The 17,555-nt window shown below is 42.9% G+C and carries 14 protein-coding genes; all 14 read left to right on the forward strand.

Going from position 1 to position 17,555, the window contains the following annotated elements:
- Positions 1-439 precede the first annotated feature (439 nt).
- The 14 genes from AC4IE8_RS13895 to AC4IE8_RS13960 all read left to right on the forward strand — a co-directional run bounded on the left by AC4IE8_RS13895 (position 440) and on the right by AC4IE8_RS13960 (position 17,152).
- Complete coding sequence (locus AC4IE8_RS13895; protein WP_068991026.1) at positions 440-1,096, forward strand: hypothetical protein; 657 nt, start codon at positions 440-442, stop codon at positions 1,094-1,096.
- Positions 1,097-1,748: 652 nt separating this feature from the next.
- The gene (locus tag AC4IE8_RS13900) at positions 1,749-2,882 is read left to right on the forward strand and encodes a glycosyltransferase (RefSeq protein WP_490791265.1); all 1,134 of its coding nucleotides are present in this window, start codon (positions 1,749-1,751) and stop codon (positions 2,880-2,882) included.
- A gap of 57 nt (positions 2,883-2,939) precedes the next feature.
- Positions 2,940-4,166 (forward strand): O-antigen ligase family protein, encoded by a 1,227-nt coding sequence (locus AC4IE8_RS13905; protein WP_068991033.1) that lies wholly within the window; start codon positions 2,940-2,942, stop codon positions 4,164-4,166.
- A 393-nt stretch (positions 4,167-4,559) separates the two neighbouring features.
- A complete protein-coding gene (locus tag AC4IE8_RS13910; protein ID WP_068991040.1) occupies positions 4,560-5,675 on the forward strand; it encodes a glycosyltransferase family 4 protein in 1,116 nt (371 codons plus the stop codon).
- Between the two features lie 286 nt (positions 5,676-5,961).
- Complete coding sequence (locus AC4IE8_RS13915; RefSeq protein ID WP_068991051.1) at positions 5,962-6,984, forward strand: sugar-transfer associated ATP-grasp domain-containing protein; 1,023 nt, start codon at positions 5,962-5,964, stop codon at positions 6,982-6,984.
- Positions 6,985-7,099: 115 nt separating this feature from the next.
- Complete coding sequence (locus AC4IE8_RS13920; protein WP_490791266.1) at positions 7,100-8,290, forward strand: glycosyltransferase family 4 protein; 1,191 nt, start codon at positions 7,100-7,102, stop codon at positions 8,288-8,290.
- A 76-nt stretch (positions 8,291-8,366) separates the two neighbouring features.
- Entirely contained in the window at positions 8,367-9,482 is a 1,116-nt protein-coding gene (wecB, locus tag AC4IE8_RS13925; protein WP_068991056.1) for a non-hydrolyzing UDP-N-acetylglucosamine 2-epimerase, read from the forward strand.
- 296 nt (positions 9,483-9,778) lie between these two features.
- A complete protein-coding gene (locus tag AC4IE8_RS13930; protein ID WP_490791267.1) occupies positions 9,779-10,183 on the forward strand; it encodes a hypothetical protein in 405 nt (134 codons plus the stop codon).
- Positions 10,184-10,470: 287 nt separating this feature from the next.
- The gene (locus tag AC4IE8_RS13935; protein ID WP_068991063.1) at positions 10,471-11,064 is read left to right on the forward strand and encodes an LbetaH domain-containing protein; all 594 of its coding nucleotides are present in this window, start codon (positions 10,471-10,473) and stop codon (positions 11,062-11,064) included.
- A 167-nt stretch (positions 11,065-11,231) separates the two neighbouring features.
- Positions 11,232-11,642, forward strand: a complete 411-nt coding sequence (locus AC4IE8_RS13940) for a serine O-acetyltransferase (RefSeq protein WP_490791268.1) — start codon at positions 11,232-11,234, stop codon at positions 11,640-11,642.
- Positions 11,643-11,770: 128 nt separating this feature from the next.
- Positions 11,771-13,303 (forward strand): exosortase C-terminal domain/associated protein EpsI, encoded by a 1,533-nt coding sequence (locus AC4IE8_RS13945; protein ID WP_490791269.1) that lies wholly within the window; start codon positions 11,771-11,773, stop codon positions 13,301-13,303.
- 463 nt (positions 13,304-13,766) lie between these two features.
- Entirely contained in the window at positions 13,767-14,816 is a 1,050-nt protein-coding gene (locus tag AC4IE8_RS13950) for a FemAB family XrtA/PEP-CTERM system-associated protein (protein ID WP_490791270.1), read from the forward strand.
- A gap of 14 nt (positions 14,817-14,830) precedes the next feature.
- Positions 14,831-15,985, forward strand: a complete 1,155-nt coding sequence (locus tag AC4IE8_RS13955; protein ID WP_068991076.1) for a glycosyltransferase family 2 protein — start codon at positions 14,831-14,833, stop codon at positions 15,983-15,985.
- Positions 15,986-17,152 carry a DegT/DnrJ/EryC1/StrS family aminotransferase gene (locus AC4IE8_RS13960; RefSeq protein ID WP_068991080.1) on the forward strand — a complete coding sequence of 389 codons (1,167 nt, stop codon included), beginning with the start codon at positions 15,986-15,988 and terminating at the stop codon, positions 17,150-17,152.
- Positions 17,153-17,555: the final 403 nt, after the last annotated feature.

Raw genomic sequence — 17,555 nt, forward strand, 5'->3', positions numbered from 1 at the left:
CAATGTTCTGATATTGGTCAGTGTGTGGCCAGGGGTTCGTAATCAAACAGGAAAATGCAAATATTAGTGTATTATTGGTATGTTTGATCATCATCACATAGCTACTGTGACCCCATTAGTAATAAAAAATATTCAGCTTTCAAAAAGATGTCTATACCATCTATGATTGTACTATAGAGAATACAATGTATTGGTTGAAATTAATTAAACTCGCCAAGGGGCTGTATAAATCATGAGACGGAAACACTTTAGTTCGCTGTATTTCGGGTTATTTTTACTTTGTCCGTTAGTCGTTAATAGTCAAGTATTGTTTCAGTGGGATGCTGAGAGCTCCCCTGTTGGGTCACTCAATAATGGAACACCAGGACAGCCTTTCGACGACATAAACAGGTATGGTCGGACTGTCTCTGAGTATATCCAGTCTGACATCGTAGACAGTGTGCCTGGTAGCAGACCTTACTCAGGTAACAGATGTATTAGGCTCGGTTATCCTGCCGATGAGGCCGGCGTCGAGCTTCAGGTAAACAACCTGCCCTATACGACTTCACTCTACACCAGAAAGTACGAGTACTACGGTAGTGAATGGCAGACCAACTGGCCGGTGGGTCTGAAAACCTCCCGCTATTTCACCGAGGGTAGAGCCTATATGTCAGAAAAGCTGATCTGGCAGACCTATCAAGGCGATCCTAATGATACGCATGGTAGAGGTATGAACAATGCTATCGGCAACCGCGATCTGGAAGATGTGTATCAGAGTCACGAGTTGTTCGATAACAACCTGCCCTACATCCGTACCGGGCACTGGTATAAGTTTGAAACCTGGATGGTGTTGGACTCAGCTGTCGACGCCAATGACGGGGTGTTAAAAATCTGGATCGATGATGTCTTGGTCTACGATAACAACTCTGTGCCATGGAGATCCAGCAGTAGGGGTGTAACAACCGGTACCCGGTGGACCAACATGTGGTTTGGCGGCAACTACTCCGGCGCAGTGTTTGGTGATCCCAGTCAGACTGTATACAGATATATCGATGATCTCTATCTCTCGACCACACTCGATAGATCTCCAGCCCCAAACCCTCCGGTTCTGGAGTGAAGTAGCCTAAAGCTACTCCGCTCTGTAATCTAAATCAGGCCAAGGTTTCAGCGATAGATCGCCAAAACCTTGGCCTGTTCTTATTTTGAGACTTGGCAAACTCTCCATTTTTACTTATCTGTACTCCCGCTTCCCCTGGCTGCGAGGTTTGACCCGGGCTGAAGACCCTAGTCGACGCGCCACCAGGAATAATCTCAATTCTGGCCTTTCCAGTGATCTCTCCCATATAAAATAGAACTCATCTCCTGAACTGAAATAGCAAACACCGCTCCCGCGTTGTCTGTGTTGAATAATCGCCGGGTATAGAAGGGTTTGTTCGGTGAAAACGCACATGCCGTCTGTAGCTAGGTATCCGGGTAGTTGAGCCACAGGCTGGTTTGATTATTATGAGTGAATGATTGGAGTAAAAATCCTGATTTATCAGGCCATTACTGGTATTTGTACAGGGGTTGAGGTATTTTTCACATAACAGTGATGGTTGTTTTATATTATAGTGGTCTGATAAACAGACGAGGCCTGCAGAGTGAATGGCCTATCCGTTTTAGGGGCTCCAGTCAGATAAAGAGGTATTTCCTTACCCTTCCCAACGAACAGACCCGATGCTCCAAGACCTCGTTTGATTTTAACCTCGAATAAAAAAGTGCAGATAAATATGAGTAGTAAGAAGATTAATCTCATGCTGGTCACTCACGATTTGGCGATTGGCGGATTACAGCAAGTTGTCGTAAACATCTGCCGCACAATCGACAGAGATAGGTTCAATGTGTCTGTATTGTGTTTGAGGACTCTAGGAGAGTACCTTCCCGAAGTTGAGGAGCTGGGAATTCCGGTATTTTCACTACCCAAAAAGGAGGGTGGTACGGATTACCTCTCTTTTCTGAAAGTTGCAAAGATATTACGGGACAATGCGATCGATGTAATTCACACCCATAATACGCAACCTTTTTTTGACGGTACTATCGGATCGTTGATGTCGGTAAGAGCCAAAATTGTACATACGGATCATGCAAGAGACTTTCCCGATAAACTGAGGTACATGATTGCTGAACACCTCATGTCCTATTTTGTCTACAAGGTGATTGGTGTGTCTGCGCACACTTCCGCGAATCTCAACAAGTACGAGAAAATCCCATTGAGGAAGATCGAGACCATTGAGAATGGTATAGACGGCACAAAATATGAGATTTCGGTGAACAGGGCCGAGAAGTTGAGTGAATTGGGCATCAATGGAGAGTGTGGGCCCATACTTGGGGTTTGTGTAAGGCTAAGTGAACAAAAAGGTCTCGAGTATCTCCTCAACGCGATGCCGAAAATTCAGAGCGTTTTTCCCAATGTGAAATTGGTTATCGCCGGCGATGGTGATCTTCGAGCACATCTTGAAGAGGTAAGCCGAAAAAACGGTCTCGCGGAAAGTGTGCTGTTTTTAGGTGGGCGGCTCGATATTCCCGAACTGCTTAAAATCTTTGACCTCTATGTATTACCCTCACTATGGGAGGGATTACCCATGATAATCCTCGAAGCCATGGCCGCCGGGTGTCCCATAGTCGCAACCGATGTCGGTGGGGTGGCCCGTGCCGTCAAGCATGACGATACCGGTTTACTGGTAGAGCCTAAAGACCCTGATTCACTGGCGACTGCGGTTACCACACTACTTCAGGACAATGCGTTACGCGAACGTTTAATAAGCAATGCAAAGGAGCTGTTTCAAAATTCATTCAGTGCGGAGATCATGACAAAACAGTACGAAACTCTGTTTCTAGAGAGCTTGGGTGTCGAAACGACATAGGCTATCGACAGGTTACTTTGATCAGATACTCAGTCAATTGGCTTACATAAACAATCCATGAATCAGTTAAAGCTGGATAGTAAACCTAAATCACAGGATAAAATGTGGTTTTATTTGCTGATCTTCTATCTGCTTGTTGATATTGGCAGGATTCAGGACGTAACCGGTATCAGTGTGATCAGGCCGGGTCTTCTTAGTATTGTGTTGTTGGCTCTGTTTGTTTTAGCGAAGGGAGAAATATGGCCGAAAGAGAAAGAGATAAAATACATCTGGTACTTTATTTTTCTCCTGGCAATCTATATCCCGCTTGCGCGAAACAACTTTTATGCTTATAAAACAACAACTACGATGTTGCTGTATATGCCGTTTGTTCTCTCGGTTATCTCATTCACTTCAGATCCGACTAGACTGAGAAATATTATCAATGCATTTCTTGCGATCAGTTTTTATGTGGCAGTCACAGGGATAAAAAACGGCGGTCTTGGAACTGGTGGCTATTTAGCGGACGAAAACGACCTGTCTCTCTATTTGAATATGGTATTTCCCATATTCTATTTTCTCTTCATCAATGAGCATAAGAGCAAGCTGCTAAAACTTTACTATCTCGCAGGGGCACTGGTCTGTCTGGTAGCTATAATCATATCCTTTTCCCGGGGTGGTTTCGTCGGTTTCGTCGCTGTTATATTCTCGATATTGCTGTTTAGTGAGAATAAAATCAGAAATTTCTTCGTGCTCATCGTCTCCGTTGGTGCAATAGCTGCTTTCTTCGTCTCGGATATCTATATGCAGGAGATGTCGACTTCATCGGACGTAGAAAGCGGAACGGCGCAGGAGAGAATACAGTCTTGGTTATCCGCCTTTTATATGTTCCTTTACAACCCACTCGGTGTGGGAGGGAATAATTTCCAAATCCATTTTCCTGACTATCAAACAGACTATTTCAGACGGGAAATGTGGGGGAGGGTCGCCCACTCTATCTGGTTTACCCTTTTGCCCGAACTGGGTGTGATCGGTGTATTTCTCTATATCAACCTGATGTCCAGCTCAATTAAAAAGCTTTTTTATGTGAAAAATCACTCCAATCAAGATGAGTTGAAATATTACAATAATCTGAGCAAGGGCCTGTTTGTTGGGATGATCGGCTTTTTTGTCTCCGGCTCGCTTCTATCCGTTTTGTATTATCCGTTCTACTGGTATTTTCTGGCCTTTACCGTGGCCCTGTATCGGGTGGCAACAAAACAGATCGAGTCACATCAAGAGAAAGAGACTGGTCTATCAAGATGATTTCGGAGATTCATTGCGAATAATAATCAACATGATTACTGCCAGAGTAAAGCTACTGCAGGTACCGAGGCTGACTCCTGTATTAGTCATTGGCCGGTAGTCGCACGATTAATTAAAAGTGGTCGTCTCGAATCTTGTGTGAAACAATAGAACGACATATCTAAATAGGGTAACTAGTTGATGAACCAGGCCATTCCCAGGTGATCAATTTAGATTGAAAGTGTAAAAACAAGTCAATTGAGGGTTGGAATCAGGCGATAGCAGAGGAACCAATCAGTATCAATGGTACAATTGTTGCTAATTAGGGTGCGGAATCAGTAATTCCAATCTACCGGCTGCCAGTTGAGTTAAAAGACCAACCTTCAATAAGAATAGAATCTGGAGTTTTTCAAAATGAAATATCGGGTCGTGATTATATCGCCTGGTCCCAAGATGACACTCGATGAAGAGTATTTCACACTTCTGTCTGAGCAATGCGAGGGAGATATTTTAACCTCTTCGACAGAGGAGTCGATAATCAACAGAAAACAGATCGGCTCTTTCAAAGTCAATTGTATTGAGTACAAGCGCAACAATAAACTACTTTCAATCGCGGATTTTGTACTCAATGGGATTAAGTTTGCCTACCGAGCAAAGAAGAATAATGAAAAATATGACCTGGTTACGACATATGATCCATTGAAGTCCGGTGTGGTTGGTGTCATTGTCTCCAAAATGTTAAAAGTTAAATTTATATCGTCTGTCAATGGTGTCTATACGTCAGATGCAGAGTACCTGGATACAAAGGATACACTCTCTACAAAACTAAAAAGATTCATTACACCGTTGGTTATGAAGTTCGTTCTGAAAAATACAAATGGTATAAAACTGCTATTCGATAGCCAGATTGATGTATTTGAAAAACAGATCAAAGGAAAGAAGATTGCCAGGTTTCCTAACTATGTGCCGATAGAACGTTTCAGTAATATTCGTGAAGACAAAGAGATTCTGTTTGTCGGTTTTCCGTTCAAAAGAAAAGGCGTAGATATCCTTATTGAGGCGTTTAAGAAAATCACTGATCAATACCCGGATTGGAAATTGAAAATTCTTGGTTGGTTCCAGGATCGGACTGAATTGGACAAAGCCATAGATAATCACCCAAGAATCGATTACTACGAACCGGTCTATTACAAAGAGATGCCTAACCATATAGGCACCTGCGGTATATTTGTTTTACCGTCTCGATCCGAGGCAATGGGAAGAGTTCTGGTCGAGTCTATGGCAGCGGGTAAGGCAAGAATCGGCTCGAATGTGGATGGTATACCCACAGTCATTAATGACAACGTGGATGGGCTGTTGGTTGAACCTTGTAACGCAGAGGATCTCGCCGAAAAATTCAAAAGCCTTATTGAAGATGACGAGTTGCGCAAGCGATTAGGAAAGAACGCTGAGAAGCGGGCAATGGAAGAATTTACCAAGGATGTCTATTTCAAGAATTTGTTTAACTTCTATAAAGAGGTGGTTACCTGAAATAGGTGGTTGAGGGTTTGGCGCTATGAGATGCAGACACTCTCTTCGATAGCACGCCTAGCCCGAGAATGCTTTAGGGGGAGAGGGTGAAAGCTTATCAGTGATATTTCCAACGGAATCTAGATTGTTTTGTCATGGACCATGACTGAACTAATTCAACAGATCAGATTTTGAGAAAAAACAACAGAAATAGAGTGAGCTTTTTAAGGTTATGTTATCTGAAAGTCATCCCCTAATAAGGCGTTTAATCAGGTTTTGCCTTCTTCCGTACTGTTATATAAAGCTTGTGCCCTGGCATGACTGTGATAGAGGGTATTTTAAGGTACTCTATGATTTGCTATTCATCTTTTTTAAATATAAATACTATCCGGACAACTATGGTCCCTGCAGGCTATGGGAAAAAGATAGAAGTTTATGGCCCTACTACTATGGCTCAACCTATAACGCCTATCCAAGAATAAAGTTAAGAAAAATAGTACAAAGATACGATTATCAGATCGTATTTAATGACAAGGAACTCTGGGATTCATTCAGCAAACATCAAGACCTTAAAGCACCTAAGAGCTATGGGGTTCTCGCGCCGGACGAGAATTATCAGCAAAAGTTGAAATCACTGTTTGCTGAAATCAGCGATGAAAAACTGATTATTAAACCGGTGTTGGGGCATGCAGGGCAGGGAATAGTCCTGGCTGAGCGTACAAATGATAGCATTCGAATAAGATTGTCAGATGGAAATGTTGGGCTAGACGAATTTGCCTTACTGGAACGTTCCATCGTTCAAGAAGTAATCACTCAAGACAGTGAAATAGCAAAAATTGCTTCATCGTCGATAAATACGATAAGAGTCGTAACGCTCCTAACCCAGGAAGAGGAGATTCAAGTACTGAAAGCGTCGATGCGCTATGGGCAGGGAGATTCATTTATCGATAACTGTAGTGCAGGTGGTTTGAGTATAGGTGTCGATGTTGAAACGGGTAAGCTATTTAGTCCCGCCTATGACAAACATGGAAATCTCTACTATAAGCATACCATATCCAAGGTTGAATTTGATGGCTTCCAGATTCCCAGATGGGATGAAGTAATAGCGTTGGCAAAAAAGGTACAGGAACTCTGCCCGTTCTATCGACTGATAGGCTGCGATATTGCAGTTACAGAAACTGGTGTTGTTTTGATTGAAGCGAATGCAAATCCAGACATTGTATTTCAAGAGCAAGTATGTGGCCCAATCCTCGCTGATAAGAGGATATACAATGAGTTTAAGAAATATGATCTGCTGATTAACAAATATCAGAAAAGGCTCTATGGCTGATGATTCTGTCTATATTTCGTTATCGGCAATCCATGGCAAATTTATGCAAATGATCTATAGCCGTTAGATTGTAATCATGGATATTGAAATCACAAAGTTCGACTAGTTACCAACAATGAAAATACTATACTTATGGGATGCCGATTACCCTTGGGATGTCAGGGTTGAGAAGATATGCAAATCCTTGCATGCGAACGGACATGACGTTCATATTGCCGCTCGTAATCTCAAAAAGCAACAACAGCGTGAAGTGAATGATGGACTTGTGATTCATAGATTGCCGGTATGGAAAAGCGATCGTTTGAACTACATCTTCTCATTCCCGCTATTTTTCAGTCCTGTATGGATGCGATTTCTGAGAAAGATCGTTACGGAGGAGGGGATTGATCTAGTGATGGTTCGTGATCTACCTTTAGCTATCTCAGGAATCTGGATTGCAAAGCAGTTCAATATACCCAGTGTTTTGGATATGGCAGAGGACTATGTGGCTTTGGTAAAGAGCATATGGGATAACCGAAAGTTCCAATCACTCAATTTAATAGTCAGAAATCCATATTTTGCCAAATTGGTGGAGCGTTATTCTCTACCTAAATTTGACAGAATAATGATTGTGGTGGATGAAGCGAAAAACGTTGTTCTTGATGCGGGTGTTGAAGAGCAAAATATTGTTTTGGTCGGTAATACACCAAACATAGAAAAAACAAGACAAAGAAGTGATTCAAATAGTGATCACGATGAAAATATTAATAGAATTACTGAAGCATATTCTTTGATCTATACAGGCGGAGTTACGCTAGGCAGGGGTATACAGGAGGTTGTTAAAATCATCCCTGATATCGTGGAGCGTATACCCGATTTTCTGCTGGTGGTTGTCGGTGCTGGCTATGCAGTTGAACGGCTAAAAAAGATGGCTGCAGAACTGGGCGTGGAAAAGAGGATTATCTGGTCAGGCTGGGTTGATCACAATGAGTTGTATAAATATATCAATGCAGCGAATATAGGGATAATACCCCACTATAGATCTACGCATGTGGATACAACGATTCCAAACAAGATATTTGACTACATGGCCTGCGGTCTTCCGGTGATCGCATCTGACTCTCCACCGATGAAGCGAGTAGTCGAAGAGTCGAACGTGGGCCGGGCCTATCAATGCAAAGACGGCGATTCACTGCGACAAGCTATTATTGAGATTTTTGAATCGAAGGAAGATTACGGTGCAAATGGGATTAAAGCGGTCGAAGAGATTTATAACTGGAATGTTGATGAATCCCGCCTACTGACGATGATTGAAAGTATCAACTAGAGGGGAGTTAAGGCTGATAGGTTTAGTGTTAACAGGCCCTGGTTGAGATCTATCTTAAGACTTGGATCATGACAAAATGACAGCAAAGAAAAAAGTACTCTGTGCAATTGGTACACGACCAGAAGCGATTAAGATGGCGCCTGTCATTTTAAAACTCAGGGAGCAGGCGTGGTGTGACTTGGTTGTCCTTGCTACGGCGCAGCATCGAGATATGCTGGATCAGGTACTGTCGATCTTCAATATCGTGCCGGACTATGACCTGGATATAATGCAGAAGAACCAGGCATTGCCGGAATTAACTGCGAGATTGATCATGTCGATGGATCAGCTATTGACTGATATTGAACCCGATCTCGTCCTGGCGCAAGGTGATACCACGACGGTGATGGTCACGGCGATGTCCTGTTTCTATAAAAAGATACCCTTTGCCCATGTTGAAGCAGGTCTACGCACGGGTGATATCTACTATCCCTATCCGGAAGAGATGAACCGCGTAGTCACGGGGCATATGACTACACTCCATTTTGCACCCACTGAGACCTCCAATAATAATCTCTTGAAGGAGAATATTGATCAATCCAGTATCTATGTGACTGGGAATACGGTCATTGACGCTCTGATCTACACGGCAAAAAACGAGTATGATATCGGCATAGATCTTGATTCCGGAAAGCGCCTGGTCTTGCTCACTTCTCACCGCCGGGAGAATTTTGGGGCTGCAATGGAGGAGGCATTCACTGCCATTTTAGAGCTGGCTGAGCATAACAGAGATATAGAAATACTCTATCCGGTGCATCCAAATCCAAATGTTTTAGAAGTAGCTAATAGAATCTTAGGCAACCATGACAGGATACATCTAATTGAACCCCTTGCTTATCCACAATTTGTACAAGCAATGAAGTCGGCCTATATCATCATATCGGATTCCGGTGGTGTGCAGGAGGAGGCGCCAGCGTTAAGCAAGCCGGTCCTGGTGTTAAGAAATGAAACCGAACGACCGGAGGCTGTGGATATGGGAGTAGTTAAGCTGGTTGGTACAGATAAAGAAGTTATTCTGCATGAGGCGAATAAATTACTGAATGATGAAGATTACTACAGTTCTGTTGCGAAGGGAGTATCTCCCTATGGTGACGGCCACTCTGCGGAAAGGATAGTAAACATCATAAAAGACTATTTCTTCACTAGGGCCTGATAACAGGCCTTAGCCAATCGAGTCTTCCGAGGTCGAGTCGACAGTTGTTGCTGATGAGGGATATGGGCTAATTTTAATTTATTAAATAAGTAATAAATAAAATAATAAAAAACTAAATATAATCCACTTCTCTATAATAAAAATTAGATATCAATTCAAGTGAGTATTCTACTAGAGTGGATGTACAATATGTGTGTATAGTCTAAATTAGTATCGATCCAGAAAACTACTGTCAGTGAATAATACCAACAAAATTAATAGCTTATAGGGTAATTGTTATTGAGAAAGGAAAAATTATGCGTATGAACCACGCTTTACATATTTTATTTCTGTCCATACTCCTAGGAGCGTGTGGCGGAGGTGGAGGTGGTGGAAATGATACGGGTGATAATACAGAGCCAGGGGATGACGACAACAACAACGATATAAATATTCTGTCTGTAGCGCTCGACTGGACGCCGCCTACATCGAGAGAGGATGATAGCTATCTGGACCTGAGTGAAATTAAGGGGTATAGGGTTTTCTACGGAGAATCGGAATCGGATATGCAGCTATTAGCGGATACCGGTTCTAGCGATTATACAGATAATATTATTCAGGTTCCTGAGGCCGGTGAATACTATTTTGGTGTGAAAGTATATGATATGGACGAGCTGGAAAGTGTCATGTCCAATTTAAAAAGAATTAACGTTCAAAACTAGCGAGTAAATCTTAAAAGTAGATGTATCGTAATGAGATGTTAAATTACAATTGCAACTTCTATTTGAGTTAAACGGTACCCTCTATTCAAGATAAAGCTCGATGTATGGCCTTATATAGTATGAACCCTATGCAGTATATTTTTTGAAAATATTAATATTTGTGCTTTTGCAGAATAAAAAAATATAATTAAAATTCGAAGAATATATCGGCATGGTACAGCATGGCTTGACTGCTCTGTAGTGCGATGGGTTAGTGTGTCTTTAAAAGACTAAAAATAGACGACTAAATGACTCTGATGATACTTTCTAAAGATATAGATAGATACATAGAAGTTGTATCGAAAGGTCAAACCTACACACCCGTCGGCAAGTGGTTCTTACTCCTCCGAAGATCAAGTTTATTCGCAATAGCAGTATTTAGATACGGCTATTGGGTACAGCAGAAATTTCCGGATAAAAAGCATAAACTGATTAGAGTGATGCTTAATATCCTCTATCATATCGGTCGAAAAGTATGCATGATTTGGGGTAAGTACGAAATACTGGAGACTACACCTGTAGGCCCGGGGTTGGTTATTGCCGATAAAGGCCGGATTGTAGTCGGGGCAAACAAAATCGGTAGCAATGTTACAATCTTTTCCAATGTGACCATTGGCATGGACATGGACGGGAAAAAGTCTGAAATCGGTGACAATGTTGTAATCTGTAGTAACTCAATAGTCTATGGGCCGATAAAAGTTGGAAATGGTTGTGTCGTGGAGCCTGAAAGTGTTTTAACCAAAACCATACCGGATGGGTTGTCTGTAAAGGGTAATCCGGCGAGGGTAAGCGGTAGAAATGTTGATGTTCAAAGCTTTATAGAAAATGAACTCAGTGCTTAGTAGATATGATGATAAGCCACATCAAAAAGGACCTTCAGCGATACTATAAGATCGAACTGAATGGGAATATGAATCCGTCTACGATGGCAATTGCTCGGTTGCTTATCGATAATGCCGGACTGCAGGCAGTCATCATATATCGATTCGGTAGGCATATAAGAGATCTTGTGGAAGACGGCAAGGGGTTAGCTGCATCAGTGATGCATCCTCTCTATAAAATTCTCAACTGGATTGCATGCAAAGCGTTCGGTATAGACATCAGCCAGGATGCAGATATCGGTAGTGGATTCTATATTGGCCACTTTGGCGGTATTGTCATTCAGAAGTGCAATATCGGTGAAAATTGTTCAATCAGCCAACAAGTTAACATTATATTTCAAGAAGATGCGGTGAGCACGATCGGCAGCAGCGTATGGATGGGAGCGCATGCCTATATAAGCCCTGGAGTTACCATTGGCAGTCACGCTACCGTAGCGGCAGGGGCCAGGGTCGATAGTGACTTTTCAGACAATGTACTTATTATGGGTAGTCCTGCTCGTGTACTCTCAGCCAATTATGACAACTCTCGGCTTTTGTAGTGCACGCAATAAATAACTCATGAGTCTAATGGCCGGACTAACTAGGGCCTATTGGATTAGTGTTAACCGGCCCTGGCCAACCCAGGCTAGCCAATTCCTAACAGACAAACTTACCTGGTAAAGCAATAGTGGCCGAAGCGGATACTCAAAGCATGACGTTTAAGATGACTCATATCACTGGCGGTCTCTTTCTGGCCTTGGGAATAGCCGCGATCCTGTTGGTTTACTTGCCAACAGTAGAGAGTTTTCACTCAGTGTGGACTCGCGATACCAGCCCTTATGCCCATGGATTTCTACTAACGGTAATTTCTCTCTACATACTAGCTAAAGAGTGGTGGCAAAAAAGAGGGATTCTTACTATAAGGCCGAGATTCACCGCCCATCTGTTGATATTGTGTCTATCGTTAATGTGGTTGGTGGCAGACCAAGTCTATGTTCAGGTTGTAACACAGATCGTATTAATACTTCTAATCATAACCTACATCTACGGTCTGTTTGGGTATAGAAACAGTGGTAGTTTAACGTTCCCAGTTTTTCTGCTTTTGACTGTAGTTCCGGTATGGTCCGTATTCTCAGAACCGTTACAGTATCCAACCGCCTATCTAGTTAAGATACTACTGGATATTACAGGCTACACCTCATTTATTGATGGAATAGATATACATATACCCGAAGGCGTATTTGAGGTATCCAGTGCATGTAGCGGCCTGAACACTCAAATAGCATCCATAGTATTGTCGTTACTCTTTGCCTACTCTCTCGATTTGAGAAATAAAGGGATAGTGCTGCTCGTTATTCTTGGTTCGCTTCTGGCATTTACGTCGAATGTAATCAGAATATATATAATTGTGCTGGCCGGTCACTACTCAGATATGCAACATAGTCTTATTGAGGACCACATTTGGTTAGGCTGGGTTATTTTCAGCATATTGTTTTTTGCATACATCATGGTAATCAGTAGATTTGTTCCCGCTAGTGAGAAAGATGCTACTGCAAGCAATCAGAATCAGTACACTGAAGTCGGGAATAGCAATAAACTACAAAGGTCTTTAGTGGTATTGACGTTGATTTTATTGGCATCTGTCGGGCCTGCTTACTCCTACTATCTCAATCTAAATAAAGATACTCTCGATCATGTAGAGGTCATCGTACCCGAGCGTGTCGGTGACTGGGATCAGGCGGGAGTATTTAGCGGAAATTGGAAGCCCGTTTGGCGTAATGCCGATGTAGAGCAGACCTTGCGATATGATTCAGTGCATAATCTAGGAATAGACCTCTATTTCGCACACTACTACTATCAGATGCAAGGTAAGGAGATTATCAGCAGTCAGAATTTAGTCTACGATAAAGCATGGTCTGCACTGAGTAGGCAGCCAACTACGCTAAAAATAGATGATAATGAGTTTCAGCTAAATGAATATATCCTGGCTGATAAAAATGGTACGGAAAGGATTGTCTGGCAATGGTATGTTCTCGATGGCGCTATTCTGAATAACGCGTTAGATGTCAAAATCAAAGGATTGATTGCAAAGATGAACGGGAATAACGATGCATCAACCTATATGATCTCGACATCCGACTATGCGACCCAAAATCAGGCAAGATCGGAGTTAAAGAAGTTTGCGGTAAAATTGTTTAAAGAGTATGAGATGCTAAGATAGATACCGGCCAATTAATCAGCACAAATATACTCTATAACATTCAGTGAAGAATACGACTTGATCCCAACTGAAGCCTAATTCTCGAATAGGGAATAGGTATTCGAATAGAATTTCCGAGAGTGCTGAGATTGTTTGTTTTCTACCAAAAACGATCTAATCTACCGTTACAAACAGTAACCTTATTGCAAAATCATAGTTATATTTTCCTGTCCGCGTGATCGACCGGAAAAAAGACCCCTGTTTGAGGTTGGCACTCTATTTAGTCGAGCGGGATAACATCCGCTTGGTAGAGAGTAAAGCCTTACAGTTTCTCCGGTGGAGCTTCATACAATGGCCATGTCGTGCCCGCTTCGTTGTTCGTCGGAAATTGGTGCTACTGTTGTGTAAATATGCCGTGAAATAGTTTAATATTTGTGATAAATAACGATATCTCTCTCCAATTAGGCAGCATACTACACAAGCTATGAGTATCTCATTGAGAATTGCAGGTGATGGTGATAAAGGCAAGTGGGATGAGTATGTGAAACGCCATCAGAGTGCATCCCCTTATCATCTCTATTCTTGGAAAACGGCTATCGAGGTATCCTATCGGCACAAAGCCTACTATATCCTGGCCGAAGAGGGTAATAACATAGTGGGTGTACTGCCTTTGGTGCAGCTCAAATTGCCCATCTATCTCAATAACCTTGTTTCGCTTCCGTTCTGTGATGTGGGTGGCGTGATTTCAGATAGCCAGCAGATCCAGGATGAACTGCTCGCCTATATTCTAAAACTCAAATCCGAGCTTAAGATCAATAGTATCGAATTGCGAGGCGATCTGGCGCGAAACGCCTATAACGAGAACTTTTTGCACCAGGATGATACCGACAAGGTTAGAATGATGCTCGATATTGAGGGTAGCTCAGATGAGCTGCTCTCCAGCTTTAAGTCCAAGCTTCGCAGCCAGATAAAAAAATCAGAAAAGAATGGCTTGGTATTCAACTGGGAAAATGAGCATAAACTGGACCGGTTTTACACGGTTTTTAGTCAAAACATGAAAGACCTCGGCTCTCCGGTCCATTCAAAGCGCTGGTTTCAAGCTGTTCTGGACTCCTATGGAGAGAATGCCGCTATCGGGCTCGTTGAGCTGGAAGGCCAACCGGTAGGCTGTTGCCTGATTTTGATGACAGATACCAATCTCGCAATACCCTGGGCCTCTACGCTGCGTCAATATAATCGTTTGGCCCCGAATATGCTGTTGTATTGGAATATACTGAAATATGCCTGTGACAACGGATACAAACAGGTTGATTTCGGAAGATCGTCACAAGATCAGGGTACCTACCGGTTCAAGACCCAATGGGGTGCAAAGCCGAAAGATTTAGCCTGGTACACTATTACGGATAATGGTAATACCAAGAGTGAGAGCGGCCTAATGGGATATAGAAGAGTTGCGGAGTCTGCCTGGCAAAAATTGCCCTTATCGGCAGCAAACTATATCGGCCCGTTAGTACGTAAATACATCAGCCTATAACTACTGTAATCGTCATGATTTCATTTATCGAAATAGTATTCTATATAACCGGCTTTCTTTGTGGCTATAGCTACTTCGTCTATCCGTTTGTGTTGAAGGTTATCAAAGAGAGACAAGATATAGACGCTAAAACGCTGCAGGACCAGGAGGGCGACAGCCCCAAAGTCAGTCTCATAATCACCGTACATAATGAAGAGAAGCGAATAACCGAAAAACTGCTAAATACATTGGAAATAGACTATCCTGCCACCTCTTTGCAAATCATCGTTGCATCGGATCAATCGACGGACGGCACAGAGGAGATAGTAAAGTCATTTTCGGACAAGGGTGTTGAGCTGGTTCGTGCCGATGCCAGAAAGGGTAAAGAGTATGCACAGCTCTGTGCCATAAAGAGTGCGACCGGAGATATCGTGGTATTTTCTGATGTGGCGACATCGATCCCAAAAGATGCCCTAAATTTACTTGTGGACAAATATAGCAATACGGCGGTTGGCGCTGTGTCAAGTGAAGATCAATTTGTCAGTGACGACGGCAAATTGGTAGGTGAAGGGGTCTATGTTAAATATGAGATGTGGTTGCGCAGGTTGGAATCGACCAGAGGCGGACTTGTCGGTTTGAGCGGCTCATTCTTCTCCGCAAGAAAGGAGATGTGTGATGAGTGGGATATCTACTCTCCAAGTGACTTCAATGTCGCATTGACCTGTGCAAGAAAAGGCAAGATCGCAATCACCTGTCCAGAGGTTGTCGGTATCTATAAAGATGTAAAAGATAAGAAACTGGAATTCAGTAGAAAGGTACGTACGGTAATTCGTGGTGTAACTGCAATAAGCAGGCACAGCGAGGTTCTCAATCCATTCAAATTTGGACTCTTTTCGTTTCAAGTGTGGAGCCATAAAATTATGCGATGGGCTGTTCCCTGGTTTATGCTGATTTTTTTTGTTACAAACCTATTACTACTGGGCGAATCAAGCTTTTATCAATATCCCTTTGCGGCACAGCTGCTGTTTTACTTTATTGCGCTCATAGGTTGGATTACTTCAGCATCACATAAGTACAGTATCGTAAGAATCATCTATTTCTTTGTGCAAACCAATATAGCATTGGCTCAGGCAACGCTATCTTTTGCGTTCGGTAAGCGTATGTATACCTGGACGCCCTCTAAACGATAAATGTTCTATAAACATACACCGGTTGGAAACCGCATACGCTATGTCGCATCAGATGGAGCGGATCTGACCGGGCAGCTTCAACAACTCTTCGATCCATTTAAAAGCATCTTTTACGATTCTGGCACCTCGGCACTGGCGGCGGCCCTGGTTGCGGCGAAGAGATCGAAACAGTGCCGCAAGCCGGAAGTGATACTGCCGGCATACGGTTGTCCGGATTTGCTTAGCGCTGCGGTTTTTGCCGGAGTAAAACCAATATTAGTCGATCTTGAGCAGAATCGGCCATGGATGCAGATTGACGAGATCGAGAGAAAGGCCAATAGGGATACAGTAGCTATCGTTTGTGTTAATTTCCTGGGTATTCCAGAACGGGTTGAGCAGATCAGGGGTGTTGCAGCACGTGTCAACGCCTTTGTTATCGAGGATAGTGCCCAATATTTCCCCCATACCAGAGATTATGATTCCTGGAAGGGCGACCTGATTGTTTTGAGCCTAGGTCGCGGCAAACCGGTAAATCTGTTGGGAGGAGGGGTTCTGTTAGCAAGGGACGATGCCATTGATACACGACTTCCCGAGATTGAGAAGGCCATGGATAGCGCCAAGCCAAAGGAATTTAGGTATCGTCTGAAGGTGCTCCTATATAACCGTATCATCTCTCCCAGACTCTACTGGATACTGTTGAAGGTGCCATTTTTAGATATCGGGTCTACGGTATATAAGCCAATGGCTAACATTGCACCATTGAGCACAGCTACCAAATCACTGCTGGCATCTAATATTGAACTCTATAGATCGGATCGGCTCGATACTCAGAGAAATCTCTCCTCGATACTTGATGAACTGAAGATTGATCAAGACAAGCTGATCGATCTGCCTCGCAGTTGTGAGCTTGGCGAAGGGAGTAAACTGCTTAGATATCCTCTGCTGATTGCGCAACGTGAACGAGACAATCTGCTTCAAGTGTTAGAGGAGAAGGGTCTTGGCCCTTCGGTGATGTATCCTACAACGCTGAATCGCATACCGAATATTGACGATCTGTTTGCGGAAGATTCGGATACATATCCCCACGCAACAAATTTTTCAAAGCGTATTATTACCCTACCCACCCACAACCGTATCACTCCGCGGGATTTCAGGCAGTTCAAACTACTTCTCTCTTATTTAAGTTAATAATAAGAATCAATCTCGAGTAGTAACCGGATTTGCCTGTTCCACAAATCGATGATGCTGAACGGAATAGGTCAGGCAAGCCTAAAAGTAGAAATTTTGTATGAACTCTTTCAGGGCCTGTTAACACGAATCCAATACCCCCTGCTGGGACTCTAGTTGTGTCAAGCAAGGCAGAATGAACATGGTGTAGCGCGGCTACATGAGTGAATGATAACGCCGCTGGGCGCAACAACAGACCCAGCTCCTCTTTATTTAACTCAATATGGGGGGTGCCTGAGATAACGTAAAATTTCTTTCGCACATTTGAAGAGGCGGTGGCCTTGTTGATTAAATGGTAAGTGACCAAACGAACCAACAATCAACAGAAGGACCACCACCATGAATAAAGATACCAAAACTTTGG

This window comes from Candidatus Thiodiazotropha sp. AKAK2, assembly GCF_058244685.1.